The 26,603-nt window shown below is 53.0% G+C and carries 22 protein-coding genes; 4 read left to right on the top strand and 18 right to left on the bottom strand.

From position 1 onward, the window contains the following. Window positions 1–66: 66 nt before the first annotated feature. From FPL14_RS28090 to FPL14_RS28020, 15 genes are all read right to left on the bottom strand, one after another. The gene (locus tag FPL14_RS28090; RefSeq protein WP_182300816.1) at window positions 67–735 is read right to left on the bottom strand and encodes a YdcF family protein; all 669 of its coding nucleotides are present in this window, start codon (window positions 733–735) and stop codon (window positions 67–69) included. Then, on the bottom strand, window positions 735–1,295 hold the full coding sequence (locus tag FPL14_RS28085) for a ribonuclease FAU-1 family protein (RefSeq protein ID WP_182304200.1): 561 nt from the start codon (window positions 1,293–1,295) through the stop codon (window positions 735–737). The genes FPL14_RS28090 and FPL14_RS28085 overlap by 1 nt, the downstream gene beginning before the upstream one ends. A 188-nt stretch (window positions 1,296–1,483) precedes the next feature. Then, window positions 1,484–4,000 (bottom strand): transglycosylase domain-containing protein, encoded by a 2,517-nt coding sequence (locus tag FPL14_RS28080; protein ID WP_182300815.1) that lies wholly within the window; start codon window positions 3,998–4,000, stop codon window positions 1,484–1,486. Between the two features lie 196 nt (window positions 4,001–4,196). Further along, complete coding sequence (gene hfq / locus FPL14_RS28075; protein WP_182300814.1) at window positions 4,197–4,439, bottom strand: RNA chaperone Hfq; 243 nt, start codon at window positions 4,437–4,439, stop codon at window positions 4,197–4,199. Between the two features lie 28 nt (window positions 4,440–4,467). Beyond that, window positions 4,468–5,457: a tRNA (adenosine(37)-N6)-dimethylallyltransferase MiaA gene (gene miaA, locus FPL14_RS28070; protein WP_407644631.1), complete on the bottom strand. Its 990-nt coding sequence runs from the start codon at window positions 5,455–5,457 to the stop codon at window positions 4,468–4,470. Continuing rightward, window positions 5,450–6,226: a class I SAM-dependent methyltransferase gene (locus tag FPL14_RS28065; protein ID WP_182300813.1), complete on the bottom strand. Its 777-nt coding sequence runs from the start codon at window positions 6,224–6,226 to the stop codon at window positions 5,450–5,452. Before FPL14_RS28065 ends, miaA begins: the two co-directional genes overlap by 8 nt. Further along, window positions 6,223–8,127 carry a DNA mismatch repair endonuclease MutL gene (gene mutL, locus FPL14_RS28060; RefSeq protein WP_182300812.1) on the bottom strand — a complete coding sequence of 635 codons (1,905 nt, stop codon included), beginning with the start codon at window positions 8,125–8,127 and terminating at the stop codon, window positions 6,223–6,225. The genes FPL14_RS28065 and mutL overlap by 4 nt, the downstream gene beginning before the upstream one ends. A gap of 19 nt (window positions 8,128–8,146) precedes the next feature. Beyond that, window positions 8,147–9,568 carry a S41 family peptidase gene (locus FPL14_RS28055; protein ID WP_182300811.1) on the bottom strand — a complete coding sequence of 474 codons (1,422 nt, stop codon included), beginning with the start codon at window positions 9,566–9,568 and terminating at the stop codon, window positions 8,147–8,149. Beyond that, entirely contained in the window at window positions 9,568–12,252 is a 2,685-nt protein-coding gene (gene mutS, locus FPL14_RS28050) for a DNA mismatch repair protein MutS (RefSeq protein WP_182300810.1), read from the bottom strand. Before mutS ends, FPL14_RS28055 begins: the two co-directional genes overlap by 1 nt. A 115-nt stretch (window positions 12,253–12,367) precedes the next feature. Beyond that, window positions 12,368–13,423, bottom strand: a complete 1,056-nt coding sequence (gene fni / locus FPL14_RS28045; protein WP_182300809.1) for a type 2 isopentenyl-diphosphate Delta-isomerase — start codon at window positions 13,421–13,423, stop codon at window positions 12,368–12,370. A 115-nt stretch (window positions 13,424–13,538) separates the two neighbouring features. Beyond that, the gene (locus tag FPL14_RS28040; RefSeq protein WP_182300808.1) at window positions 13,539–14,975 is read right to left on the bottom strand and encodes a putative amidoligase domain-containing protein; all 1,437 of its coding nucleotides are present in this window, start codon (window positions 14,973–14,975) and stop codon (window positions 13,539–13,541) included. Between the two features lie 191 nt (window positions 14,976–15,166). After that, window positions 15,167–15,730 carry an outer spore coat protein CotE gene (locus tag FPL14_RS28035; RefSeq protein WP_182300807.1) on the bottom strand — a complete coding sequence of 188 codons (564 nt, stop codon included), beginning with the start codon at window positions 15,728–15,730 and terminating at the stop codon, window positions 15,167–15,169. A gap of 141 nt (window positions 15,731–15,871) precedes the next feature. Next, window positions 15,872–16,849, bottom strand: a complete 978-nt coding sequence (locus FPL14_RS28030) for an aromatic acid exporter family protein (protein WP_229263701.1) — start codon at window positions 16,847–16,849, stop codon at window positions 15,872–15,874. Window positions 16,850–16,865: 16 nt separating this feature from the next. After that, complete coding sequence (locus FPL14_RS28025) at window positions 16,866–18,560, bottom strand: endo-1,4-beta-xylanase (RefSeq protein ID WP_182300806.1); 1,695 nt, start codon at window positions 18,558–18,560, stop codon at window positions 16,866–16,868. A 19-nt stretch (window positions 18,561–18,579) separates the two neighbouring features. Further along, a complete protein-coding gene (locus FPL14_RS28020) occupies window positions 18,580–20,106 on the bottom strand; it encodes a carboxypeptidase M32 (protein ID WP_182300805.1) in 1,527 nt (508 codons plus the stop codon). A 126-nt stretch (window positions 20,107–20,232) separates the two neighbouring features. Between FPL14_RS28020 and FPL14_RS28015 the strand changes: the two genes are divergently transcribed. Both FPL14_RS28015 and FPL14_RS28010 read left to right on the top strand, forming a co-directional pair. Continuing rightward, on the top strand, window positions 20,233–20,574 hold the full coding sequence (locus tag FPL14_RS28015; RefSeq protein WP_182300804.1) for an iron-sulfur cluster biosynthesis family protein: 342 nt from the start codon (window positions 20,233–20,235) through the stop codon (window positions 20,572–20,574). 42 nt (window positions 20,575–20,616) lie between these two features. Continuing rightward, window positions 20,617–21,174 (top strand): beta-class carbonic anhydrase, encoded by a 558-nt coding sequence (locus FPL14_RS28010; RefSeq protein WP_182304197.1) that lies wholly within the window; start codon window positions 20,617–20,619, stop codon window positions 21,172–21,174. On the opposite strand, the gene FPL14_RS28005 is transcribed toward FPL14_RS28010, so the two are convergent. Then, window positions 21,137–21,694, bottom strand: coding sequence for a DUF309 domain-containing protein (locus FPL14_RS28005; protein ID WP_182300803.1), 558 nt, complete (start codon window positions 21,692–21,694; stop codon window positions 21,137–21,139). The two genes, FPL14_RS28010 and FPL14_RS28005, sit on opposite strands and share 38 nt — an antisense overlap. A gap of 157 nt (window positions 21,695–21,851) precedes the next feature. Between FPL14_RS28005 and FPL14_RS28000 the strand changes: the two genes are divergently transcribed. Then, window positions 21,852–22,283, top strand: a complete 432-nt coding sequence (locus FPL14_RS28000; protein ID WP_182300802.1) for a hypothetical protein — start codon at window positions 21,852–21,854, stop codon at window positions 22,281–22,283. Between the two features lie 18 nt (window positions 22,284–22,301). Continuing rightward, window positions 22,302–22,568, top strand: coding sequence for a DUF2653 family protein (locus FPL14_RS27995; protein ID WP_229263699.1), 267 nt, complete (start codon window positions 22,302–22,304; stop codon window positions 22,566–22,568). Between the two features lie 48 nt (window positions 22,569–22,616). On the opposite strand, the gene FPL14_RS27990 is transcribed toward FPL14_RS27995, so the two are convergent. Together FPL14_RS27990 and FPL14_RS27985 are read right to left on the bottom strand one after the other, a co-directional pair. Next, entirely contained in the window at window positions 22,617–24,866 is a 2,250-nt protein-coding gene (locus FPL14_RS27990) for an AraC family transcriptional regulator (RefSeq protein WP_182300800.1), read from the bottom strand. A 109-nt stretch (window positions 24,867–24,975) separates the two neighbouring features. Beyond that, window positions 24,976–26,580 (bottom strand): extracellular solute-binding protein, encoded by a 1,605-nt coding sequence (locus tag FPL14_RS27985; protein ID WP_182300799.1) that lies wholly within the window; start codon window positions 26,578–26,580, stop codon window positions 24,976–24,978. Between the last annotated feature and the right edge of the window lie 23 nt (window positions 26,581–26,603).

The raw sequence follows: 26,603 nt of genomic DNA, 5'->3' as shown, positions 1-26,603 counted from the left end.
ACCCCATATGGCTTGTGTCGACGAATATGCCGCAATACCAATGTATTCCGTTCGTCCGATCCCTAGTCATAGGAAGAGCTTAGTGGCGAGCCATTTCGTATAGGCAAGTACTTCGCGGGTTTCATGGTAAGACATCTTTAACACTTTGGATTTCGTTATGCTGACTTGAACGGGATGATATCCCACCTTCTCGGCGATATCGGCCGCTCTGGATCCATGATAGTCGTGGGTCACGATGACGGCGGACTTCCAATCATGATCTTCCATGATTCGTTGCGCGAAGACCAGATTCTCGTATGTGCTCCTGGACAGCGAGTCCATCAGGATTGCGCCCGCAGGCACCCCCTGTCCGATCAAATAGTTGCGCATTCCTTCCGCCTCTGTAATCGTCGCCCCGTTGGCGTCCAATCCGCCGGTCACGATGAAGCTCTTGAACGATCCGGATCGATACAAGGCGAGCGCGTGATCCAACCTTTCCTTCAGGCCCGGGCTTGGCTCGTCGTTCCACAAAGTGGCTCCAAGCACGATGCCTACGTCTGCTTGAATAGGAGTACCCGGAGCCGGCGTTCCTTCGAATCGGGTAATCCAATAATACAAAATCGAGCACCACGCGAGAAGCGCGATCGCACCTGCCAAAACTAACCATAATGTCCACTTCAGCCACCTCGGACGCCGTTTGGGAACAGCATAGATCAATGACGTTGGGTATCCTTTACCTTTGGCAAATCCGTTCATTAAACGGTTCCTTTCTCCCACCCTAGCTTGTCGAGCAACTGTTTACGATGCGTCAAGCTCAGGTCGAAATACGGAAATTTATTGTGATTAATTAACTCCATTAAACGTCTAGCCGTTTTCTGCGCCATCGCTGAATCTCGGGGAGTGATCTGCCCCTCGTCGAGCGCCTCTTCCAGCTCATCCTCGTCAAGCAGAAGCTTCTCTCCCGTCGGCAGAACGACGATGTCCAGAAACAAATCATCGAACCACGGCACCTGCTGATCCGTAAGCCCTTGGATTTTGCAAATATCGATATACCACTGAACGACCTGTCCCTTGTCATCGAACATCGTGGTGACCACGAAATGCTCTCCGCGCGGAAAATGCTGCATCCACAAATAACCGCGATCGGCCAAGCACATTTTACGGCCGTTGTATTCCTTCCACAATGGATCCCTCAGCTCATGGATGCGATATAAAGTGACGAAACCTCTGAACTGAGGCTCTTCCATAGGGATGCAAGCGTAGCTTTTCTTTAAGATTCGCCGCCAATTGGCCCGATCCGAAAATTTACGTTTCATAGGCAATTCCTTTCCGTCCGTCCAACGATAGTATGTGACCCATTGCTGCCTCATAGACAGCTCCATATACTCAAAGCTTACCACAACTTGCCTGCGCGAACCAGTTGACTAACCGCCCGCTCCACTTCCGGATACACAAACAGCCGAACCCGGCCGGGTTCGGCTGTTTGTCGTTGCTTATCCGTTTATCATGGCTGCGCGGAGTTTTGTACGGGGACCTCTTCTGACTGCGTCACTGCGTTCTCGTTGGGAGAAGGAGATGGCGAAGGGGTCTCCGACGGACTCTCCGTTGGCGGCGGCGTCAGGGAAGGAGATTCGCCCGGAACCTCGATCTCGATCGGAGGCGGCTCCGTGGCTTCGCCAGGTTCCCCGGATTGATCCGGCGGGATGTTCTCCCCGTCCCCCTCTCCGGGAGGAGGCGTGACTTCCATGCCGCTCGTAATCGTGACCGTGACTTGCTCGGAAGGCTCGCTTTCCAGCTTCTTGTCAGCTTGATAAGCAGTAACGTAATAGGTGAACGTCTGATCCGGCAATATGGCAAGATCGTCGTACGCGGGTTCCGCCGTTTCCGCCAACAGCCTGAACTCCGCCTCGTCATTGCCTTTGCGGTAGACCTTGTAGGTAATATCTTTGCCCTCGACTGGTCCCCACATCAATTCAACCGTGATCAACTCCGGCGAGTAGGAGGCCATTAGCCCGCTCACGCCCGGAAGCGTAGGTTCTTCCTCATCTTCCTGCATGTCGGCAGGAACGGGGAAGCTTTGGCGTTTGACGCCTTCCAGCGCCTTGGACATGACCGCCGAAAACAATTGCGCGGATTTGCTGCTGCTGGAATCCAGCAAGTGCTGCTTGTCGGTTTCGTCGTATCCCATCCATACCGCGGCCGTCCACTCCGGCGTAAACCCGACGAACCAGGCGTCGCGGTTCTTGCTCGTCTTGTAGCCCGGAATGCCGGCCTGCGTCGTCCCCGTCTTACCGGCGACCGTACGGCCGCTGATAGCCGCTCTTACTCCGGTACCGCCCTTCTGGACGACTCCTTTAAGCAAGTCGGTCACGTAGTAAGCGGTTTTCTCGTCCATGACCCGCTTGACGTTGGAATCGTCGTACTTATAAATGGATTTTCCCGAGCTGTTGACGATTTCCAGTATACTGTGCGGATCCTGCAGCTTCCCTCCGTTCGCGAAAGCACCGTATGCTCTTGCCATTTGGAGAGGGGTAACGCCGCGGTATAATCCGCCTAACGCCGATGAGAGGTTACGGTCTTCTTTTTCCAGATCTATGCCGAGTTTCTCCGCGAAATCCATTCCTTTTCCGATTCCGATTTCATTAAGCAACCAAACCGCGGACACGTTGCGGGACTCCTTGATCGCTTCTTTCATCGGAATAGCTCCCTTGTAGCCGTTCGTGTTCGAAGGACAGTAGTCTCCGTAACATTTTTTCTCGTCCTGCACGAGGGACCAAGGGAAGTAGTCTCCCGTCTCGATAGCCGGACCGTAGTCCATGATCGGTTTGAAGGAAGAACCGGGCTGCCGCTTCTTCGTCACGCGGTTCCAGCCTTGCGTCTCGTAATTCCTTCCCCCGACCATCGCGATCAACGAGCCGTCATGCTGATCCATGATGACCATGGATCCTTGAACGATCTTGTCGTCGACGCTCTTATCGAACCGTTCGGCGTTGGCGAACTCCTGTTCCATCGCCAGTTGGGCTTTCGTATTTATCGTCGTCTTAATGGTATAACCGGCGCTTCTCAATTCTTCCTCGGTTAGGCCGGTTCTTTCCACCGCTTCGTCCACGACGTAATCGACGTAAGTCAAATACTTCGCGTTCTTCCCGGTTGCCGCCGTCGCCTTGTATACGACCTTTGCCGCGGCTTCCTTCTCTTCTTCCGTTATCAATCCTTGGTCGAACATCAATTTCAGCACGACGGCTCTGCGCTCCATCGATTTCTCCGGATTGGAGATCGGATTATATACGCCCGGAGCTTTGGGGATACCGGCCAATGTAGCCACTTGCCATAACTTCAGCTTATCGAGATCGGACACGCCGAAATAGTATTTCGCCGCCGTCTTGACTCCATATTGTCCTTTACCGAAATAAATCCGATTCAGGTAGAGCTCCAATATTTCCTGCTTGCTCTTCTGCTGCTCGAGAGCGAGCGCGATGGAAGCTTCCGTCCCTTTGCGGAATATCGTCTTGTCGGCGTTCAGGAACAAGTTTTTGGCCAACTGCTGCGTAATCGTACTCGCGCCTTCCACGGCGCTTCTGGCGATAATATCTTTCACTAGCGCTCGGCCGATCCCGAGCAAATCTACCCCGCTATGCTCATAGAACCGCTTATCCTCGGTCGCCACGAAAGCGTCCTGCACGATTTTCGGAATATCAGCGAACGGCACGAATTCCCGATTTCCTTCGGCAACGTATAGCTTGGCTACCTGATTGTCGTTGCTGTCCACGATAATCGACGCTTGGTCCAAGTTCAATTTATTAATATTCGCGCTGAGAATGCGCTCGCCGTTCAAGATGACTAGCAAATAACCGACGACCGCGCAAACGATTCCGAACAACGCCACGAAGAAAAGCCAGATTAGCGCAGCCTTTTTTCTTCCTTTGCGAGGTCCTTTGCCTTTCCCTTTGCCTTTAACCTTACCGTTCTTTGACCCTCTTCCCGCTATGCCCGAATTGCTGTGAACTTCAGGTTGGTTCATCTTATTCTCCCCTTCTATCCGGTACTCTCTCTTTTCTCTAATTTACCCAACATAAGCGACTCTACCCGTAGCCGGATCGATAGGCCCCATAAAGAAAGAACAACCCGGTGAGGGGTTGCTCAGGTGCCGGCCTATTGTGTTAGACGCTTATTACCTTGGAAAAGTTTCACGAACCCGTTGCCCGATGGACTTCGGATTAATTGTCGGATCCGCTTTCTTGATGCATAAGGGAAACGTTGCGCTGTGGCATAAACGTGCTGATCGCATGCTTGTAAACCATCTGTTGGCGCCCCTCGCTATCGATCACGATGGTGAAGTTGTCAAAGGCGCGGACAACGCCGCGAATTTGAAACCCGTTGGTCAAATAAACAGTGACCGGAATGCTGTCTTTGCGAAGTTGATTGAGAAATGTATCCTGGATGTTAATGGACTTGTTCATTGGCCGTACCCCCCACCGCTACTCTGATTTATGAAGAAATATATTCAATATCAATCTTAAACTTTCCTGCTATTATAGCACAAATCCGCGGGAAAAGATCGTTGTTTTTTGCCGCTTCGCCAACATCTACCCATTCCAGCGCTTTCATGTGGCGAAACCAGCTCAGCTGCCTCTTGGCGAAATGCCTCGTGTCCCGCTTGAGAATGGCTACCGCTTCCTCGTAGCTCGTCTCTCCAGCCAAGTATGCCGCAATTTCCTTATAACCGAGTCCGCGCATAGAGACCGAGTCCCTCGGCACGCCCACTTCCAGCAAAGAGCGAACTTCATCTACCAAGCCGTCCGCCAGCATGGCATCGACGCGTTGCTCGATTCGGCCGTACAATTCCGCGCGATCCATCGTCAACCCGACGATGCACAACCGATAAGGAGACTTCTTGTCATCCCCGCGTTTCTGCTCTTGCGACTCGGACAGCGGCTTGCCTGTCAGACGATAAACTTCCAGCGCCCTTATGACCCTGCCTTCGTCGTTCGGATGAAGCTTGGACGCGGTAACCGGATCGATCGCGTTCAAGCGATCGTGCAACGCCTGCGCTCCGTGTTCGCGCGCGAAGTCGCGCATTTCCGCCCTGTACGCTTCGTCCGCTCCGATGTCCCGGAATTGAAATCCGTAACAAACGGACTCTACGTATAATCCCGTCCCTCCAACGATAAACGGCAGCCGGCCTCTGCCATGAATATCTTGAATATGCCGCTTGCACAAGCTTTGAAACTCGGATACGGAAAAAGGATGCTCAGGCTCGCAGATATCGATGAGATGATGAGGAACTCCTTCCCGGTCTTCGGGCATTAGTTTAGCCGTGCCGATGTCCATGCCGCGATACACCTGCATCGAATCTCCGCTAATGATTTCCGCGTTCAAAGCTTGGGCCAGCTTAAGGCTAAGCGCGGTTTTGCCGACTGCTGTCGGACCGACCAAGACGAGCAACGGAGGACGGTTGTCTTCCGATTCGTTATTCAATATCTATCACTCCGTATGCTACCGACGATGCGGATACCCGGGCTAGGCGGAAGCCCAGCCGTTCGAATCGGCCGCTGTCGCGATGATCTTTAAGCACCACTTTCTTGCGGGCGACGCGGATCGCCTCCCTAACGGCATCGGCCGACAAAGGTTCTCTCAGAGCTTGGGAGCGAAGCGGAACCATCGAGCTCGAGGTCGTGACGGGGCGCTCGAACATCGGATCGAAATAGACGACGTCTACGCTATTGTTCCGCATAGAGGCCAGATGCTCCGTATGCCGTCCATGAACGGGTTGAATCGCTCTCATTGCCTGATCGATAACGGGAATGCCCGTCTCGTACGTACGAAGGCCCTCCCTCACGATCGCATGCAACAGGCGCGAGGCTTCCAATGCTGTGACCTGCCCCTGTTGTCCAACCGCATAGCTGAACACTAGGGAATCCGAGCATAACCCCGCCGTGCAATCCAGCACCGAATCGCCGGGCATAACTCCCGATACCGCCACAAGCGTATCTTTGCCCCCAGCTATTAACCTCTTTAACCGAACAAGCGCCATGCTCGGGTGAAAATAAAACGGCGGCTGCCCCTCCTGCATGAGCCGGATTTCCCGGGGACCGACGACGACAATCTCATCCGCGTCCCAATTCTCGCGCAAAGCGCGAATCGTTTTGTTAGCGCGCGGAACATACGCGGCTTGCAGTTCGGAAGCTAACAGATTTGCCTGATTTACCGTGCAAGCCGACGGGCTCTCCGAGGTCGTAACGATCAAGACGTCACCCGCTTAAACATTTTTTCGAGCTCGTACGTGCTGAAGCTTACGACGATCGGACGTCCGTGAGGGCAAGTGTACGGCTGCCGGCATGCGGCCAATCGTTCCAGCAGCTTCTCGCCGGACTCTCTCGTGAGCGCTTGATTGGCTTTGATGGAGGCTTTGCACGAGCACATAATCGCCGCCTTCTCTCTCAAGGCATGCAAGTCGACGCTGCGCTCTTGAATGACCCATTCCGCCATTTCGCGCACGATCGCGGCTTCGTCGCCGCCGGGAAACCAATGCGGAACGGCACGTATAATAAAGGTATTGCCGCCGAAATCCTCCATGTATACGCCCGCGCTTTGGAATGCTGCCATTCGTCCGCGCAGAACCGTGCCTTCGTCCGGCGCGAACTCCAGCGTAACCGGTAGAAGCAGCTCTTGGCTCGCTTCCTCGGGTCGCCCGAATTTATCATAGTAAAATTCGTAGTGAATCCGCTCATGGGCGGCATGTTGATCGATTAAGTACAATCCCGTCGGATTCTGGGCGACGATGTACGTGCCGTGCAACTGCCCGATCCAGCTCAGTTCCGGAAACTCCGGCGCTTGAGGCTTGCGATCGGGCTGAGCGAATGCCCGTTCCCATACTTGTTCGGGGATTTTTTCCGCGACGGGCTTCTCCGTCCAACGGACCGAAGCGGCTCTCTCCGAGTTATAACTGGCGGTTCGTCCTGCCGGCGAAGCAAGTTCGCTCCTAGCGGGAAAAGCAGGACTAGAGGGATTCGGCGTTGAAACCCGGTACTCCGACTCGGGTTCCGCAACGACCGGTTGCGTTGAAGCAGCCGCCTCCGCGGGAACTTGAAAACGGATCTGGTCCTGAACCCATGTATGCGATTTGGGCGTGCGCGTCGCGGCGCCCGACGGGATATAGGCTTCCGAGCTCAGCGCCTTTTTAATCGCGCTTTCCACGAAGGAGCGCAGCTCGTTCTCTTTGCTGAATCTTACTTCAAGCTTGGCGGGATGTACGTTGACGTCCACCAGGCTTGGATGCATCTTCAGCTCTATAACCGTGAGCGGGAAACGGTGCAACGGCAACAAAGTATGGTAGGCTTGCATGAGCGGCTGAACGACGGCTTGGCTGCGAACGTATCGGCCATTGACCAGCACGGTCACCGCATTGCGATTCGCCCGCGTTTCGATCGGCATGGCGGTTAGCCCGTTCAGAGAGTAGTCCGGACTTTCGTCTTGCACTTCGAGCATCGCTTTCGCCGAAGCCGTTCCGTAAATCGCCGCTACCACTTGGCGAAGATCGCCGTTGCCCGGCGTGCGCAGCAGGATGTTGCCGTTATGGGAAAACGTGAACGCGATGTCGGGACGAGCAAGCGCTTGCCGGTAAACGACATCGGACAGATGTCCCAGCTCCGTCTGAATCGTCTTCATGTATTTAAGTCTGGCGGGCGTATTATAGAACAAATCTTTAACGACCATCTCCGTGCCCTTCGGCGCGCTCGTCTCCCGATTGGCGAGAATAGCGCCTCCTTCGATCTCAAGCAGTCGGCCTAATCCGCTGTCATCCGTTGCGCTTACGCATTTCACCTTGGCGACAGCCGCGATACTTGGCAATGCTTCTCCCCGGAACCCTAAGGTAGCGATCTGGAACAGATCTTTGCCCGTCGAGATTTTACTCGTCGCATGACGCTGGAAAGCAAGCAGGACGTCGTCCGGCTGAATGCCGCCGCCGTCGTCCGCAACCCGCAACAGCTGCAAGCCGCCTTCCTCCGCGGACACGTCGATTCTCGTCGCGCCGGCGTCCACGGCGTTCTCGATCAATTCCTTCAGGACGGAGGCCGGCCGTTCGACCACCTCGCCTGCCGCGATCTGATTCGCTAAATGTTCGTCGAGGGGACGAATGATACCCATGCCGATTCGCTCCTTCCTTTTAGCTCGCGATTAGCTTAATCGTGTCTCCCCCGGCGGAATACGTAAAGCCGGAGAACCATTTTTTCAACAACCTTACGTCGATATTGGATCGGCCATCTTTCATCTTCAAGCGGGAATCGGTAGTCTTGATCGTTTGAACCTGATCGCCTTTCGCAAGCGTGTAAGTATGATTTTTAGAATTATAGCTTAGTTTAGCGCCGATCACGGTCGCGGCCAGCTTCAGATTGACATACCAGACGGTATTTTCCTTCCAAGCTGCTCCAGGTTGCGCCATCCGCACTCCGTTGACCGTCAGGACGCCTTTGCCGGAAGTCACGGACAGTTTTTTGCCTCCCGCCAAACGGTAGGCGCCGATTAACTGCTCGGCAACCCCGTTCACGACCAGGTCCGGCGTCAACCCCACTTTATCTACTTTGCGTCCGGTCGGAGTATAGTACTCCTGTATCGTCACTTTAAGCATCCCGCCGCTCTTGACGGGGATAAGGGATTGCACGACGCCTTTGCCGTAAGTCTTCGTGCCGACCAGCTTGGCTACTCCGTAATCTTGCAACGCTCCGGAGAGCAATTCGGATGCGCTTGCCGAATTCCCGTTCACGAGAACGACGACGGAATAGGGTTTGGACGTGCCGCTTATATCTAAAGGCTCGTCAACGCCTTCCCGGTCGCGCATGTGGGCAAGAACGCCTTTCTCTACGAACGAGCCGGCAATATCCTGGGCGGCGTTAACGTAACCGCCGCCGTTGTCGCGCAGATCAAGCACCAATGACGTCAGCCCGTTCTTCTCCAGCTTCGACAATTGCTGTTTGAATTCCTTGCCTGCTTCCAAGGTGAATCCCGATAGCGACAAGTAACCTACGCCTTTGTCGAGCATCTTCGTCGTAACTACCGGAATTTGCACCGATTTTCGCGTCAATTTGAATTTCAGCGCTTTGCCGCCGCGCGTCACGCTTAATCCGACGACCGTACCTTCCGCTCCGCGCAGCTCTTTCTGTATTTCCGAAGATGATTTTCCTTTGAAAGATTTGCCGTCGGCGCCCGCAAGCACGTCGCCCGGTTGAACGCCGGCCGCTTCCGCCGGGCTTCCGGGTATGACATCCTCGACGTATACGACTCCTTGGTCCTCGATCATGACGATTCCGACGCCTACGAACGTTTGCTCCAGGGACGAATTGAACGATTCCCATTGGTCCTCGTCGAAATATTGCGTGTAAGGATCGTGAAGGGAATCGACCATATCTTCCATTTCCTTATCGGTCAATTCATCATCGTTAGGTTTGCTGAGGTGGTATTGCTCGAGCAGTTCTCGGACTTCCTCGACCTGATCTTCGGTGGCCCCTAACGCGACCGGAGCCCCTACCGTCAGTAAAGCGACCGTGAGCAGAAGAGCTAGAGCGATGCGCAATTTCTTGAATACGTTCATTAATGATCCCCGCTTTCCGCCAATTGGTTCCTCGCGTCGTTTAACCATTCCAACGCTTGCATAGGTGTCATTCTCATGACGTCAAGCTTTCTAAGCTTCTCTAACAGTTTATCGTTCGCGTTCGGTTTCGCCGGCTTGGACGGAGCCGTCGCTTCCGCGAACATGGAAAGTTGCACGATGCCGGGAGAGTGTTCGGCAGGCTTGCCCAAACGGGCTGCCGTTTCGTCCGTCTCGGTTAACGTCGCTGCCGTTTCCTTGACCGTAACGCTATTCCGAGCTGCGATGCTCTCGATGGAGCCGTGGTCGCTCAGCAGCGTATACGCGCGGGATACGATCGTCTCAGGCAATCCGGCTAACTGCGCGCAGTAAATTCCATAACTGGAATCCGCCGCGCCCGGCACCAGCTTACGCAGGAAAGTGACGCCGTCCGCGCTTTCTTTGACGGCCATGCAGCCGTTGCGCAAGCCGGGCAGCGAGTTCTCAAGATGCGCCAATTCATGGAAATGGGTCGACACTAGCGCTTTGCAGCCGATGTGGTCATGTACGTATTCGATGACCGACTGGGCGATCGCCATCCCCTCGTCCGTCGAAGTTCCGCGTCCGAGCTCGTCGATAATGATAAGGCTCTTAGAAGTCGCCTGTTCCGTCATCACTTGGATATCTTTCATCTCGACCATGAACGTACTTTGTCCGCCGACAAGGTCGTCGGCAGCGCCGATCCGCGTGAAAATGCGATCGACGAACGGCAGTATCGCCCGACGAGCCGGCACGAAGCAACCGATCTGCGCCATGATCGTAATCATCGCCACTTGACGCATGTACGTGCTTTTACCCGCCATATTCGGTCCCGTTATTAACAGAATCGAACCCCCGGAGGCGGTCAACGAGGTTTCGTTCGCGATGAACACTCCGTTCTCGTTCACCGATTCCACGACCGGATGCCTGCCGTCTTCTATGATCAGATCGTACCCGTCGCCTTCCGTCCAATTCGGTCGCGTATATCTCCTCTCGGCGCTCGCTTCCGCGAAAGCCTGAAGAACGTCGAGCGCCGCTACGCTTTCCGCAAGCCGCTGCAGCCTGGCCATCTGGCCGGCGATGCTGTCGCGCAAAGCGATGAAGCTCTCGTACTCCAGATCGAACATCCGATCTTCCGCTTCAAGGATAAGAGCTTCCTTCTCCTTAAGCTCGGGAGTGACGTATCTCTCGGCGTTCGCCAGCGTCTGCTTCCTCTCGTACCTTCCTTCCGGAAGATTGACCAAGTTCGCCCGAGTTACCTCCAAGTAGTAGCCGAAAACTTTGTTAAAGCCGATTTTCAAAGATTTAATTCCCGTTGCTTCGCGCTCCATCCGTTCCAGTTCGGCGATCCATTGCTTGCCGTTCTGGCTCGCCTCGCGCAGCTCGTCGAGCTTCTTGTCGTAGCCCTGACGTATGATGCCTCCGTCCTTCAGCGTCACGGGCGGTTCGTCCGAGATGGCTTTCTCGATGGCGTCCGCGATATCGGCGCACGCATCCATACGATCCGCTAACGCGCTCAAAGGCGACGCGTTCAGGCTTTGACACAGTTCTTGAATCGAAGGAATGCGTCGCAAGGAATTTTTCAGCGCGTTCAAATCTCTAGCGTTGGCGGTTCCATAAGCGATTCTTCCCGCGAGCCGCTCGAGATCGTACACCTCTCCCAGCTCGTCGCGAAGCTCCTTGCGCTTGATCCAGTCTTTATTTAAGGCTTCGACGGCATCCAGCCTGCGCTCCGCTTCGTCGCGGTTCAGCAGGGGCTGGTCGATCCACCGCTTCAGCAATCGCGCGCCCATCGCCGTTCGGGTCCGATCGAGCAAGCTCAGCAACGAGCCCTTCCTTGAACGATCGCGCACCGTTTCCGTCAATTCCAGATTACGTCTCGTGAACGCGTCGAGAGACATGTAAGCTTCGGAATCGTAGGCTTTAACGGAACGCAGATGCGCAAGCGACCGCTTCTGAGTCTCGTCCAAATAAGCAACAAGGCGCGACACCGCTTGTTGGCGAACCGCTTCATGCGCGCTCCAAGGCTCGTCCGGAAATTGGCTGACGAGTCTCGTCAGATCGGCCTCTTCCCGCACGGTTGTCAGCACTGCGCGGGACGTCGGGTTAAGATCGGCGTTAATCGCAGCGATCGATGCCTCGTCTCCGACCGCTTCCGCCGGCCTGTATACGTTCATAATGTTTTTTACCGCTTCGCGCGACTCGGCGAAGGAAGTCACGTACAGCTCGCCCGTCGTCAAATCGCATGCGGCTATGCCGACGCGTCCGCCTTGCTGCGCGGCCCCGACGATAAAATTGTTCGAAGCGTCGCCCAGCATTTTCGAATCCATGACCGTACCCGGCGTGACGATGCGGACGATCTCGCGCTTAACGACGCCCTTGGTGCTTGCCGGATCCTCCACCTGTTCGCATACGGCTACTTTGTAGCCTTTGTCGATCAGCCTCGCTATGTATCCTTCAGCGGCATGATGCGGAACGCCGCACATCGGAATCCGTTCCTCTTGGCCGGCGCCGCGTCCGGTTAACGTAATCTCCAACTCGCGCGAAGCGGTTATCGCATCCTCGAAAAACATTTCATAGAAATCGCCAAGACGGAAAAACAGCAAAGCATCTTTAGCCGTCGCCTTAACCGATAAATATTGCTCCATCATGGGGGTATATCCAGCCATGGTCTTCCTCCCGGTATCTTAAGCAGTACTTAACAAGTTCAATATCTCATTATAGCAAAAATGAATTGTACCGGGACAGCTTCCGTCCAAAAAGATATGCCCGGCTTCCCGAGACTCATCTTCCCAGAAGCCGGTTCGTATGGTTTAACTGACTTACGTCGGCGGCTCCGATTCCGAACATCGCCGCTTTCAATTCGAACTCCAGCCTTTCGAACAATCGGGACAGCTGCTCGGACGAATGCACGGCCGGTGCCAATAACGCCCGGCCGAACGAGGCAAGATTGGCGCCGAGCGCCAATGCCTTGGCGGCGTCCACGCCATTCGCCAAGCCTCCGCTGCCGATCAAGAAGACCTCCGGCAATGCCTCCCTAGTTTCCAAGATACACTGAGCGGTAGGCGTTCCCCAATCTTCGAACGCTTTTGCCGCTTCCCTCTTAACCGGATCTTCCGAACGATGTTTCTCCACTTCGATCCAGGAAGTGCCTCCCGCCCCGGCAACGTCAACGAAGGACACGCCGGCCTCTATCAGCGTTTTAGCCGCAGATCCGTCAATGCCCCACCCCACTTCCTTTACTCCGATCGGAAATTCCGCTTCCATGCATAAACGTTCGATCTTGCTTAGCAATCCGCTGAAATCGATATCTCCGCCGTTCTGAAACAGCTCTTGCATCCCGTTAAGGTGTAGAACTAGCCCATTCGCTTCCGTCATCTCGACCGCCCGGCGGCATTCCGCTATCCCGTATCCATAGTTCAATTGGACAGCGCCCAGATTAGCAACGATCGGAATGGTCGGCGCATACTTTCTCACTTGATAACTTCTTGCCGTATGCGGAACTTCTATAGCGGCCCTTAGCGAGCCTAATCCCATAGCCCATCCTCTATGCTCGGCGATTTCCGCCAACCGCACGTTGATTCGTCCGGATTCGTCCGTCCCTCCGGTCATCGAACTGACCATGAGGGGAACTTTCAAGGCGCGGGAGAGAAATTCCGTCGACGTATCGATCATCCGGTAGTCGATTTCGGGTAGGCCTTGATGGCGGAACCTGTACCGATCGAATCCGTTACCTTCGCTTCTTCCTTGCACGTCCTCTTGAAGGCAGACTTCGATATGCTCTCTTTTTCTCCGCCCGATATCCGGTTCTGTGTCCGGATGCCATTCTTTATGTTCCATTGTTAAAGCCCCCGTATGAGAATCATCATTGTCATCGCCTTGAACTAAGGTTGTCCAACAACCGTCCGAATTACGGCAAACGACGATAACCGATACAGCTTGTTCCGCTTTCGCGTCAATTTATCGGGATACGCCATTTCGTCCGGATATCCGCACCCTCATCCCAACTGCGTCCTCGAGAAATCGCATCGAACAAAAAATCGATGGGCTCTCGATAGGCTGCATAACCGGATGTTCCCGATATAGCCCGGTATATTCTTGAAACGGCCGTTAACAACGGTTGGCGTTCACCCGAATAGAACGCTTCGCGATACCGCTCTTCATCGAGCGGACGGTCGGTTGCGAGCTCGCGCGAGTGCTCCGCGGCGACTTTGGCAAGCGCGAAAGTCGCTAGCGCCAGACGGGGGGATACCAGCCAGCTTGGAGGCGTCCGATATTCGAATCCGCCATGCGGCTGGCGTCGCACGTCTCCAAGCGAGCCGTAGCGAGGACGCCTGCGCGCCGCTTCGGCCGGCTCAAGCAAGCGAAGCGGCAACGCGACCGCGTTATCCAGCGCGCGTAAGCGTTCGCCGGTTAAGGCCGCTCCGCTCAAATGGACATGGCCGCCTAACGGCAATCCGGGAACCGGCAGCCCGCCGGCTTTCCAAGTGAGCGAAGCTCCCGCCGTCCGTTCCGTCGCTAACGCAAGCAGCCGACGCAAATCCGAAGTCAAATGATTCGGATTTTCCGTGGGCCTAGGCCTTAGCTCGACTAAAGGCCAACGTTTCTCTCCCCGTATACGGACGGAATCGCACCCCGCTTCCCCTTTCGGCGTAAAATACTTCGAAGCCGGAACGACTCGCCCCTCCCTCGATAACAAGAGGAATTCCGGATCGGCGCCGAGCTTTACTCGCACTCCTCCGGACGTTTCCGCGGCCCAAGCGGCCGAGAACGCTTGGACCATTTCCCGCAACCGGAAAAGCGATTCCCCTCCGACCATCTTCAACTCCGCTGCGACCTCGGTGACGATGAGCTTTCCGCTCTCGGTTAACAACAGCTCGACTCGGCCATAGTCGAGACCAAGCAAATAAACCGCGCGCACGGACGTTCTTTCCGCCGCTTTCCAGATCGGATGCTCTTTCGTAATAAGCGATTTATTCCAAGGGTCATCCCTGTATTTAACCTCATTAAATTTCTTGGTATCCGGAAAGGATCGTCTCATCTCGATGGCATCGTGTCCCCAAACGAGCACCGTAATAGGGGTGCTTGATCTGGAATGATCGTCGGCTCTCATGTTCGCCGGGACACCTTCCCGTCGAAGCCGACGCTCTATCTCTTCGCTGCGCAGTGCCGCTACCCGTGCCGCGCTATCGTTCATGAGCCAAGGGGATAACGACGTTGCCGATCTCGATGCCTCAATACTACTCTCTTCCGCATTTCCGACCAGCATGACGCAATCGTGCCTTCCGGCCAAGGCAAGGTCGCTCAGCTCCGGCAGCCCCGTCCGCTCCAACGCGCTTCTACGCTTGCCGCCACTATTATAGAGCCATACGGTCCCTTCATGCCCAATCATTAGGAGCCTCCTCCCGCGAAACACGGGAAGGGCCGTCCCGCAGGCGGCGCATAAACGCCGAAGCCGAATGACCCTTCCCTATGTGCGCCGCTGCTAAAAACAGGCTTATCCTGTTGTTACGACAGGGCATCCGCCCTCGACTATTGTTCCGCCTCTGCATAGACTTAAGTACCGGCCGATGACCGAACCGATTACAAATCGTCTTCCAGTAAATCGGAATCGAGATCCTCGAAATCTCCATCGTCGCCAAGGCCGAAGTCGACGTCTTTCCCTTCGTCGTCGAATCCATTCGGATCTACTACGACACACACCTTCGTTTCCGCAACCATCGCCACGGCGAATTCCCGTTCGACGCGGATGAGCACGGATGAACCATTGGAACTGATCGTCGCTTCCACGCAATTAGGCTCCTGCGTCGCATCCGCAGAAACCTCTTCCGTGGAAGAGCGATGCTTCGGATCTACGTACGAAAGGGGAACGAGCTCAACATAGGAGATCGTTTCCTTCGCGACATCGGTTTGCGAGTTTTTGTTGTACGAATACCAGATGTTAATATCGTAAGACCCGATGACTTCGATTCCGTCCCCTGATTTCACCGCTTCATACTGATGATTGATGATCCACGCGCCCAGTATGCTGGTCGGGTGGTGCGGCGGCGTTACGGTGTGGGTAATCGTCGAGAACTTACGGCCTTTGCCGCAAACCGCCTTCGTGATGATTTCCCTGCGCTGCAGCCGTTTATCCGCAATAGCCATTTCAGTAGACCTCCTCCATACGATCAAGTCACTTAAAGTCTATGCAGGACATTCGTCTAGAGTGACAAAAATGTGTTCATGCAACCCGCAACCGTTTCCCGGCTCCGATAGACTCGGCTTCGCCGGGATAGACTTTACGTTTCATTGTATGATCGCTTGGGCGGAAATTGACTTTTGTTTTTTCTCGCGGCTCGCTATTCCCAAATAGCGCCTCAATTCGCGAGTGAGTTGAAAGAGAGCCGAGCGGGTCTCGAACTCGTCCCTGGTGGCCGGCAACGGCATTCCTCTGAAGCTTTTCTCCAATTCGGACAGCATTCGCTCCGTTTCGCCTTCGTAATAGTCCGATTTGACGTCCTCCGTCAGCCTGTCGAACAATACCGCGATCAGTTCGGCTTGCGGGACGTGCCGCGAAACGAACGCTACGGATTCCATCATTAATTGAATGGATTCCATTTGCTGCCTCCGCATCTGAAAGTACAGCTGCCATGGCTCGTCCTGGGGGATCAGCCTGTTTTCGCGCGCGCGTTGGGAGATTTCGATTCCTTCCTCGATGGCGGCTCCCGTCATGAGCACTTCCTCGCCGCTCCATACCGACTCCGGATTGCGCAAATGGATGGCCAGTTGACGGAAAATATCCGAGAAGCCCGACTCCGTGACGGCTCTCAGTTCTTTAAGCTTTCCATAATATTTAGGCGTATAGAGAAGATTAAAGACGGTCGCCCAACCCAAGCCGATCGCCAGCAACTCCAGCTCCGTGCCGATCACGCGAAAAGAGACTTCCCCTTTGGCGAATACATGGAAGACGACTACGGCTCCGGTAACGAGACCGTCCTTCAAACCGAATCTGGCGAACAAGGGAAACGCGATAAGGATATATAAGGATAATACCCAGATTTGAAAACCTATGGCTTCGAACAAAAGGGAAGCCAGCAGCAGGCTGAGAAGCGATGCCGAAAAACGGGCGAACACGGTGCGCAATCCCCGCCACCGCGTCGTATCCACTCCGAGTATCGCCAGTAATCCCGCCGACAGCGGGTTTTCCGTTCCGAACAGCACTGCCGTCCCGATTGCAGTCAGAGTAGCGGCAGCGGTCTTGATGACGCGAAATCCCATTAGCATCGTTTACCTCGGCAAGTTAGAGCTTATCGGGTATTTGCTCGGAATCGATTAATGCCCAGTAAGCGAATTTGGATTGAAGTTGGTGGTCGAACAGCAACGGCATATCGAGCCTCTCGATCGGGTATTTCGTTAACCACGTCGTACCGTCATCCGTGCCCCATAACGTTACGTTACTGATATTTTCGTGCAACTCCTCGAATAGATCAAACAACTGCTTATATCGGCGAGCTTGAACGACTAACAATCGTTCAGGAACTTCCGCCATCGTATCCGTACCGTTCGTATATACGCTAACATCAAGCTCGGTAATTTGATTATCCAATCCCAGGGCGGCGAACTTCTCGATCGATGCGCGGATTTCCTCTAGCGACGGATTCGAGATATTCACGTGCATTTGGTGCCCTACCCCGTCAATCGGAACTCCCTCTTCCCGCAAATCCTCGATTAAATCATATAATATATCCCGTTTCACCGGATCATGGGTATCATAATCGTTGATGTACAGACGAGCATGATCGACGCCCATTTCATCCAGTACTTCGCGCGTAACCCGGAACGCGAGTTTGATATAATCGGTGCCCGCGATTTGATACCACTTCGTATCCCGCAGTCCGTCCGGACGATTCGGATCGATAATTTCGTTCACGACGTCCCAGTCGGTAATATCGCGCCCGTATCGGCCAACGACTGCCCGAATATAGGTTTCCAACCGCTCAAGAAGCAGCTTCTTGTTCTCCGGCGTTGGCGTCATTTCCGCTCCGGCTTTATCCTTGAACATCCATTCTCCCGTTTGTTGATGCCATACCAAAGTATGGAAACGAATGTCCATCCCGTTCTTCTTGGCGAACGCGATAAGCCGATCGGTTTTGTCCCACGTGAATCGGTTCTCGGCCGGCATGATCGATACGGGCTTCATGACGTTGCTGCCGACGAGCGAATTGTAGTGCTTGCTGACTAACTTGGCGTATTGGTCCTTCGTCTGCTCCGGTTCTACCGCGACTCCGAGCTTAAACTTCCCTTCGAATTTCTTATACAGCCGAGGAATGTCTTCTATCTCCAATTGCGGAATATACGTAAGCTCGAAGTCGTCGATATAGTACGATACGTTAGGATTGCTCGATTCCAAATAGACGGTCATCGAATCCGCTTGCCGGTCCACCGTGTAAATGCCGGTAAACGGCACCCACTCTCCGTCCGTAACGTTGGATTCGCCTACTATCGATTCATACGAAACGGTCGACTTGATCTTGCGCTGCATCGTAAGCTTTAGCTTGGCATCCGCTTCTCCTTTCGCCAGCTTGGCCCAAACCTTTATCCGATACTTATTGCCTTTATGTATTTTGCCTGTTACGTTGAGAGACGGACCTTGAAACGGTTCATGGCGATTGGACGTGAACAAGCTATTGTTGCCGCTCTTCGCGTCGGAATCCGTTACCGTTACGGTTTCATTCCCCGTATGGGAAACCCAGCCATCCGACGATCGGTTTTCGAATCCCGTCGATCCGATCGTTTGCTCGGATGGTTTGCTAGCGGTAATTCCATTCTGCGAAGGTATGTTCGCATTATTCCCCTTCTGCTTTACAACCTTGGCTCCTATGACTGGCAGCTTATCCACGGCGAATGCAGTCGTTACTAGGGAGTCGGCCGGAAGCAGCGCCGCGGTCAAGAGCATCACGAGACCCAGTCTCGACATTCTCTTCGCGGACGTCAAAATCGTAACTCTCCTTCCCTTACAGGCGATAAATTTCCCGGTATTTATTTTCCAAGTAGTCGCATAGATACGATGACTGCAACGGTTTGCCGCTGATTCGTTCGATAATCTCGGCAGGCTGAAGCAGTTTGCCGTATTGATACACTTGCTTCGTCAACCATTCTTTTAGAGGCAACAGCTGTCCGGAAGCGATTTGATCATCCAAGTCCGGGATCTCCCGGCGCGCGACGTCCACCATCTGCGCCCCGTACATGTTCCCGAGAGAATACGAAGGGAAATAACCGAAAGCCCCGCCCGACCAATGAACGTCCTGCAATACGCCTTCCGAATCGGTCGACGGCGTAATTCCGAGCGCCTCCGAATACTTCTTGTTCCATACTTCAGGCAAATCGCGCGGGTTCAAATCTTCATTAAACAGCATTTTCTCGATCTCGTATCTAATCATGATATGCAAATTATAAGTGAGTTCATCCGCTTCGATTCTAATTAGCGACGGCTGAACGACGTTGATCCCGCGATAGAACTGTTCGGCGGTCACGTTATCTAATTGGCCCGGGAAATGGGCTTTCAGATCCGGTAAATACCGTTTCCAGAATCCGAGGCTGCGCCCGACCATATTTTCCCACAGCCGAGACTGCGATTCATGGATCCCCATTGAAGTCCCCGTGCTCAAAGTGGTCCGCGCAAGCTCCGGATCAATGTTCTGCTCATACAGGGCATGCCCGCCTTCATGGATCGTTCCGAACAAAGCGCTTGTGATATCGTCGGTCAAATAGCGGGTCGTAATCCGCACGTCGCCGATGCTCAACCCCGTCGCAAAGGGATGAACGCTCTCGTCGAGCCTGCCGGCCTCGAAATCGTAACCCATTTCCTTCAGAATGAGCTTGCTGAACGTTTTCTGCGCTTCCTTATCGAACGTTCCCTCGAGGAATGAAGTATCCGGCTTATCCTTGGCATTGGCGATTTGTTCCGCCAACGGAACAAGACGCGCTCTCAGCTCTCCGAACAATCGATCTAATTCAACCGTCGTTAGTCCCGGCTCGTACATATCCAATAGAGTATCGTACGGAGTCGACTTCACTCCCCATAGCTCGATGAACCGACGGTTAATGGCGACGATTTTCTCCAAATAAGGGACGAAACCCGCGAAATCGTTGTTTTCCTTCGCCTCCTCCCAAGCGGACTCGGCTTGGGATGTCAGGACGACGTACTCGCGGTGCAGCTCGGGAGGTATTTTCCGGTTGCGCTCGTATTCCTTCGTCGATTCCTCGACGAGGCGGCGATCGATCTCGCTCAGTTCCGCTTGGATTTCGGGCTCGTTAAGCTTCGCAAGCAATTCTCCTAGTTCGCTCGACGTAGACAGCTTAAACGTCTCGGAAGACAACGCGCCAACCGCTTCCGAACGAAGCTCGATTCCTTTGCGCGGCGCGCCCGTCCTCATATCCCAATAGACTACGCCTAAAATTTCTTCGTATTGTTTGATTTGGCTTATGATCTCACGAAAACGCTTTAATGGCGATGATACCGCCAACTCCACGGTGCTCATAGGTTCACGGCCTTTCTAAATTATAGATATTGTCAACTTGATCATACCCCCAGCTAAATTTATAATCAACTTACCGGGTTAAATATTGGCACATGCAACTTGTTTCCCGGAGAGGAGATCGTACGGATGAAAATACATTGGAGCGAACAGGCCATCAAAGAAGTACAAGCTAGATTCGGCGCGGACGCCACGACTTGGAAGCTCGTTTCCGATTCGGAAGGCTGCGGATGCTCCATGGACGGTGTCGCCACGTTCTGGGCGTTGAATGCTCCGGAAACCGGCGATTTGCAAGCGGAGAGCAACGTCTTCGAAGTATGGTTCGAGCAGCGTCACGAGGTTTTTTTCGACGAATCCATGCGCGTTACTTACTTGCCGGACCATCGCGCTTTCCAATTGGCAAGCGACGGGCAAATCTATAGCAATCGTTTGAGGCTGGAAGATAAACGCACGGCGGACGCCGCGAGATAGATTGAACTGGAGGGAATTGCGTTGCGGATTAAAGACGATATTATGGCTTTCAACAAAGATTTCGTCGAAAATAGAAATTACGAGGAATATTTGACGACCAAGTTCCCGGATAAACGCATCGTCATCGTCACTTGCATGGATGCGCGACTAACCGAGCTGCTGCCCAAAGCGATGAACCTCAAGAACGGCGACGCCAAGATCATCAAGAACGCCGGCGCCATCTTGACATCCCCGTTCGGCAACATCATGCGCAGCATTCTCGTTGCTTTATACGAATTGAATGCGCATGAAGTATTCATTATCGGCCACCACGAATGCGGGATGACCGGGATCGATCCGAACAACGTAGTCGCTCATATGGAGGCTCGCGGCGTAGAGCAGCACGTCATCCATACGCTACGACATTCCGGAATTAATCTCTTCCGTTGGTTAACGGGTTTCGACAGCGTCAAGGAGAGCGTCGAGAACAGCGTCGAGATCGTGCGCAATCATCCGCTGCTCCCTCCCGGCACGCCCGTACACGGATTGATCATCCATCCCGATACGGGAGAGCTCGAAATGGTCACGGACGGTTATCGGTATTTGCAATCTCGCGTATAAGCGCTTTGCGTTTAGCCGATTCCGCCCTCGCTTGCGTGACTTCGCTTCGGTCTCTCGTCAGATGCCGGTGAATGACCTCTTCTCCTGCTTCGATGCCGGAGGATCCCCACTCATAACCGAGCTCGCGGCATAACCGTTGCGCAGCTTCACGCAGGCTTAGATCGCGTATCGGCAATTGTAAATCCTCATATACGACTCCCGGCTCCGCCCATACGATCGCCGCTCGTTTGATCTCCTCCACAAGCTTCTTGCCATCCAGCCCCAATTCTTCGAATTGATCGGCATTCGCCTCGCCGGCTGCTTTCCTCATAAGCTTGATCGCCCCAGTCCAATTCCCGCGCCTTCCGTGATACAAACAGACGGAAATCCGAATGAGCACCAGCCAACAAGTCGAATACTCCGACTCGGGATGTTCCTTCCAATACTCCTCCATGATCTCGTGACATTCGAAATAATCTCGCGAACCGTTGTACTCTGCTAAATATCGGATATATTCAAAGGGATACGCAATCGTTGTCATCGTATAACTCCTCTTTCCTCGTTCTTCCGCTTCCTAGTGACAAGCATACCTCAAAATTTACTAGCTGGCATCCCTATCTTATTTTGAAACCCCGAAACCCTATGCGCGTATGAAATATACGTAAGCAATAACAACTATCGCAGGAGGAACCAACATCATGTGGAAAAAAGCACTGCTCGTGCTCAGCTTATTCGCATTCACCGCAGCCGTCACGATTCCGGTCGACAGCGCGGATGCTCGCCCAAGATCGTTCAGCTCGGGAAAAAAATCCTTCAACAAAACGCCGGCACAATCACAAGATAGCGTGAGCAAAAGCTCGACTGCAAATAAATCTTCGGCAACATCTTCAACGGGAGCTTCTACGAAACGCGGATTTTTCAGCGGCGGCAGCTTCATGAAAGGATTAATGATCGGCGGGTTGGCCGGCTTGTTGTTCGGAGGCATGTTCGGGACCGGATTTTTCGCAAACATGCTTGGCCTAATCGTTAACGTAGCAGCTTTGATCGTGTTGTTCATTGCTGTCAGAGGGATTTACAATGCGATTAAACGCCGCAGGCAATCGAACGATCCTAACCAAAGACGCTGGTAACCGCAGATGAGATTAACCATGGATCAAATCGTTAACGCGATCTGTCTTCATATGGCGGAGAGGCATGAGGTTTCCGTCGATTCAGTCGAGGTGGAGCTTCTGTACGATGAGGATCAAGGCTTCAGCGCCGAGGTTTGGATTCAAGGGCGTGGCCGTTTCCTGATCGAAGCCAACCTTAAGGAAGCCATTATGCGGTACGTTCTCCAACAGTTCGGACTACGCGTTTACCCTTCGCAAATTCAGTTGGACGTCGAAGACGAAATGTGGGCGGACATCGCCCATTAATCCAAAGCCCCGTATCGGTCGCTTCCGATACGGGGCTTTATTTATAAGCTAACCAAGTCTTTCTTGTTGATTACGGCTAATGCTTTTACGAAAATCCGTAGGCGTTAAACCGTAATGCCGTTTGAACATTCTATAATAATAAGATGAATTGGTAAACCCGGATTTCTCGGCGATTTCCGCTATCGGGCTATCCGTATTCCTAAGCATCTCGGCAGACTTCTCGATTCTGACACGATTGATTACGTCTAATAAAGCATGCATGGTCGCTTGCTTATAAATTTTGCCCAAATAACTCGGCGTAATATCGAGTTCGGCCGCTATCCCGTTTAAGCTTAGGTTAGGGTCTCCGTAATGGATATCGATGGTTTCGTTGACTCGACGAATGAGCTCTTCGTGTTTCATATTGCGTTTGCCCTCCAGCTTCTCCCGGAGCTCGTCGAAAATTTGCGTGAACCGATTATCTAGCTCCAGTATCGTTTCGAGCTGCTCCATCGGCGGAATTGCTGGATCCTTGCCGGCAATGGAATCCACTATCCGATTTTTCTGAAAAGTATGAATGACGCTGTTAATGGTAATGTTCAGCCTCGTAACCGCAGACTGGACTACGAGAAGCGGATAGGACGCAGTCTCGTTGATCATAGTCCGGCATACCGTCTTCGCCTCCTCCATCCTCCCTGCCATCATGAAGTCTACGAGTTTTTTCTCCTTATCGACCGGAAAGACGTAATTTTCCGCTCTTGTCAGCTCGACGTCCTTAACGCGAATTATTGCTCCATGGCCGGTAAAGAACCGGTGATCGGATGCATCGTTCGTCTGCCTAAAGGCCCCATGTAATTGGAGCACTTGCTCTTCAATAGGGGAATAGGCCAACGAGATGCCGATCTTCAAGTGCTCGTGAACCGCTTGGCGAATCTGAAGCAGCAAAGAATGCAAATATCCTTCATTCTCGATGTCCACGTCGGACGATTCGCCTACGATAATCAGAACGCGGTCATCTTCCAGCTCCACTGTCTCGACGGAAAAGGACTGCATGGCGAGCTCCGACCCGATATTCATCATGGCATACTTATACACCCGAAGATCGGCGCCCTTCTGTTCCGAGAATTCCCGGAAGCCATCGATTCTGATCAAGATGAGCCTGTACCTTTTATTAAAATCTACGGATACGCCCCATTCCGTCATCTTGGAACGAAGCGATTTCATATTGATCGCTTCCGTTCCTTGAATGAGGCTGCGCAGAAACTGCTGGCGTATCGTATACAGATTGTTTCTCTTCTCGTTCTCAAGCGCGTGCATTCGATTAGCCATTCGTCCATAAGGAACGTATAACCTGCGGGACAAATACCAGGATAGGAACAAGCCCGCCACGATAATTCCGCCGGCAATCCAAATCGTGGTCCATAAAATATCGTCGACCTTTTGCGTAATTAACCGGTACGGAGTTACGCGTACGTAGCGCCATTCCAGCGTGTCCGGCACCGTATAGGAAATAAACGACTTTACGCCCGCTACCTTTTGGATTCGAAACCCTGCTTCTTCCGTATTAAGAATGGGACCGAGTATGGAGTCGGATATATCCGGCTGCAAGTTCTCTCCGTTCAGCAACGTACCGCGGTTGTCGATAATAAAAGACTCGCCCGAATGATTCGGATTTCGGTTGCCGATATCTTTATTGATCCATTCCGCCGAAATGTTGACGATAATCGCGGAATTTACGCTGCCCTTGGCGCCGATCGCGTCGTAGCACAAATAGGTGTATACGCTTTTCTGCTCCTCTTCGGAATCGCCTGTTTTGTAAGTCCGCGGAATAGGAGTGAACGGTTTGTAATCCTTATAATGATCCAGCAGGTTCAAGATCTCTTTGTCGGTCAGTTCGTTTTTGGTAAGCACGCCGTTTTGCCCGGAATCGGAAGCAATATAGACGTTTGATGATCTAGGGTTATATACGTAAATCGATTCGATATAAGGCATGGAATTCAAGTAATTGGACAGTTCGCCCATAGCCCCTATCGTATCGTAAATGTTCGGATTGGAATAAAACAACAGCTTCATGACGTTGAGATTCCGGTATATTTGGAAAGTAAGAGACTGCGCGTTTTCGGTCATGTTGAGCACTTCGCGGCTCGTTAACGTTAAGTTGTTCAAGTCGGATTGGTACACTTGATTGAGAACGATCCGGTTAAAAAACACGATTAAAATCGTAGAAGAAACGGTTAGAGTCAGAGCGGTGCACAAAACGATGCTAAGCAGCATCTTGCCGTAGAAGCCCTTGCTCTCCCCTGTTTTTCTAAAGCTCATACCGACCACCTCCAGAAGCTTATCGACTAGCCGGCAATTATTCCGTAAATACCGAGCCCTAAGCCTTCGCTTAGGGAACCCGGTATTCCTATAACGGTTGCGATCGGTTCTATTTAATTCCGTTTTTCGCAACGTAATCCAGCCACTGCTGTTTATAAGAAGCATGTATTTTCTCGAGTCCGGCGCTTTTCGCTTTGTCCATAGCCGTCTGTACGCCTTCGTCTATGTCTTTGACAAGCCCGGCGTATAACGGATAGAAATATTGCTTCTCGACTTGTTCCAGGGCCGCCCTCTCCGGCTGATAGGAGGAATAATCCTCGACGAAGCCGGTGAACAAATCGGGTTTGGCGATCTTGTCGAGTTGATCGAATATCGCTTTAACGCCGTCGTAGCTCTTATCGAACAGCATGTACTCGGGATTTCTCCATGCCCAGCCTTGCATGCCTTCGCGCAAGAAACCGTTGGACGTGCTGTCGCCAACCATTGTATAGTATCCGTCTTCTACTGTATAGTTCTTGCCTTCGATGCCGTATTGCGTTAATTGATTGTACCGTTTGTCCGTAACCATCTTCTCGTAGAAGGCAAGCGCGCGTTCCGGATTTTTACTGCTTTGCGGAATAGCGAAGCCGTTATGGATCGGATGCACCGGCGTCGCGAAACCTCTCGTTTCCGCGTATGGAGTGTAACCGAGCTTCCAGTCCGGATGGGTCGATTGCATTTTTCTTAACGTATCGTTGTAACGGGTCGGATTATCTCCTAGTATGGCAGCGGCTTTACCGCTTGTGATCGGGTCCTGCAACGTGTCTTTGACGTTCAGTACGTTTTTGGCGAAAAAGCCCTTCTGCTGCCAACGTTGAATCGTTTCCAGATCTTTCTTCTGCTCATCGGAGCCCCAATACGAGTAAAATTCGCCCGGTTTATTGTATTTAATGCCTACGCCGTAAGGAAGAGGGCCGCCGATCGTATCGTCGTTGACTTCCCGGAAGACGTCCATCAGATTCTGTCTAACGTCTGAGTTCATGGACAAGGGTTGGATGCCCGGCTCATTGGCTTTAATTCCGTCAAGATACGCTTCAAAGCTGGCAATATCTTTAGGTACCGGGAGATTGTGCTTCTCCCGAAGATCTTCGCGGTAGACGAAGCCGTTGTTGACATACTCTTTGTAAGTTGCCGGAACGGTATAGATTTTCCCGTCGATTCTTACGGCGTCCCACATGTCTTGAGGCACGAATTGTTGGAGTTTGGGAGCGGCCGCAGGCAGCAGCTCGTCTAGCGGCAGGAATGCTCCGCTCTTCGCGTAAGATTGGTATTGCGTCCATTCCGCGGTAAATATCAGGTCTACCGGCTGGCCGGACGATAATAACAGCTTGTATTTCTGATCCCAGTCCGTCCAAGAGGTGAAGTTGAATTTTACGGTCGCGTTCAATTCCGCTTCCGCCATTTTGTTGATTTCGGCTTGAATCGTAGGCAAATCTTTAGGCGCGTCGCCGAGCATATAGAACTGGAGCTCGACTTTCTTGGAAGTATCAAGTCCGGCGCTCGATGAAGCCGAAGACGAAGCGGATGCCGAAGCGGATTCGGACGGCGAGGCATTGCTTGCCTGAGAGGCGCTGGGACTCGAATTATTCCCGTCGCTGCCGCTGCAACCCGCCAATGCGGAAACGATCATAAAGCTTGCCAGTACCGAAGATAAGAGCTTGCCTTTCTTCTTCATTTGAATCCTCCCTTTTCGCGTGT

It is taken from the genome of Cohnella cholangitidis, from assembly GCF_014107495.1.
Lineage (GTDB): Bacteria > Bacillota > Bacilli > Paenibacillales > Paenibacillaceae > Cohnella > Cohnella cholangitidis.
The sequence above is the reverse complement of the archived record's forward strand: the minus strand, read 5'-3'. Positions and strand labels throughout refer to the sequence as shown.

Bases quoted from the DNA above. Each gene is read 5' to 3' on its own strand.
- FPL14_RS28090 (WP_182300816.1), bottom strand. From the start codon at position 735: ATGAACGGATTTGCCAAAGGTAAAGGATACCCAACGTCATTGATCTAT.
- FPL14_RS28085 (WP_182304200.1), bottom strand. From the start codon at position 1,295: ATGAAACGTAAATTTTCGGATCGGGCCAATTGGCGGCGAATCTTAAAG.
- FPL14_RS28080 (WP_182300815.1), bottom strand. From the start codon at position 4,000: ATGAACCAACCTGAAGTTCACAGCAATTCGGGCATAGCGGGAAGAGGG.
- hfq (WP_182300814.1), bottom strand. From the start codon at position 4,439: ATGAACAAGTCCATTAACATCCAGGATACATTTCTCAATCAACTTCGC.
- mutL (WP_182300812.1), bottom strand. From the start codon at position 8,127: ATGGGTATCATTCGTCCCCTCGACGAACATTTAGCGAATCAGATCGCG.
- FPL14_RS28055 (WP_182300811.1), bottom strand. From the start codon at position 9,568: ATGAACGTATTCAAGAAATTGCGCATCGCTCTAGCTCTTCTGCTCACG.
- mutS (WP_182300810.1), bottom strand. From the start codon at position 12,252: ATGGCTGGATATACCCCCATGATGGAGCAATATTTATCGGTTAAGGCG.
- fni (WP_182300809.1), bottom strand. From the start codon at position 13,423: ATGGAACATAAAGAATGGCATCCGGACACAGAACCGGATATCGGGCGG.
- FPL14_RS28040 (WP_182300808.1), bottom strand. From the start codon at position 14,975: ATGATTGGGCATGAAGGGACCGTATGGCTCTATAATAGTGGCGGCAAG.
- FPL14_RS28035 (WP_182300807.1), bottom strand. From the start codon at position 15,730: ATGGCTATTGCGGATAAACGGCTGCAGCGCAGGGAAATCATCACGAAG.
- FPL14_RS28030 (WP_229263701.1), bottom strand. From the start codon at position 16,849: ATGCTAATGGGATTTCGCGTCATCAAGACCGCTGCCGCTACTCTGACT.
- FPL14_RS28020 (WP_182300805.1), bottom strand. From the start codon at position 20,106: ATGAGCACCGTGGAGTTGGCGGTATCATCGCCATTAAAGCGTTTTCGT.
- FPL14_RS28015 (WP_182300804.1), top strand. From the start codon at position 20,233: ATGAAAATACATTGGAGCGAACAGGCCATCAAAGAAGTACAAGCTAGA.
- FPL14_RS28010 (WP_182304197.1), top strand. From the start codon at position 20,617: ATGGCTTTCAACAAAGATTTCGTCGAAAATAGAAATTACGAGGAATAT.
- FPL14_RS28005 (WP_182300803.1), bottom strand. From the start codon at position 21,694: ATGACAACGATTGCGTATCCCTTTGAATATATCCGATATTTAGCAGAG.
- FPL14_RS28000 (WP_182300802.1), top strand. From the start codon at position 21,852: ATGTGGAAAAAAGCACTGCTCGTGCTCAGCTTATTCGCATTCACCGCA.
- FPL14_RS27995 (WP_229263699.1), top strand. From the start codon at position 22,302: ATGGATCAAATCGTTAACGCGATCTGTCTTCATATGGCGGAGAGGCAT.
- FPL14_RS27990 (WP_182300800.1), bottom strand. From the start codon at position 24,866: ATGAGCTTTAGAAAAACAGGGGAGAGCAAGGGCTTCTACGGCAAGATG.
- FPL14_RS27985 (WP_182300799.1), bottom strand. From the start codon at position 26,580: ATGAAGAAGAAAGGCAAGCTCTTATCTTCGGTACTGGCAAGCTTTATG.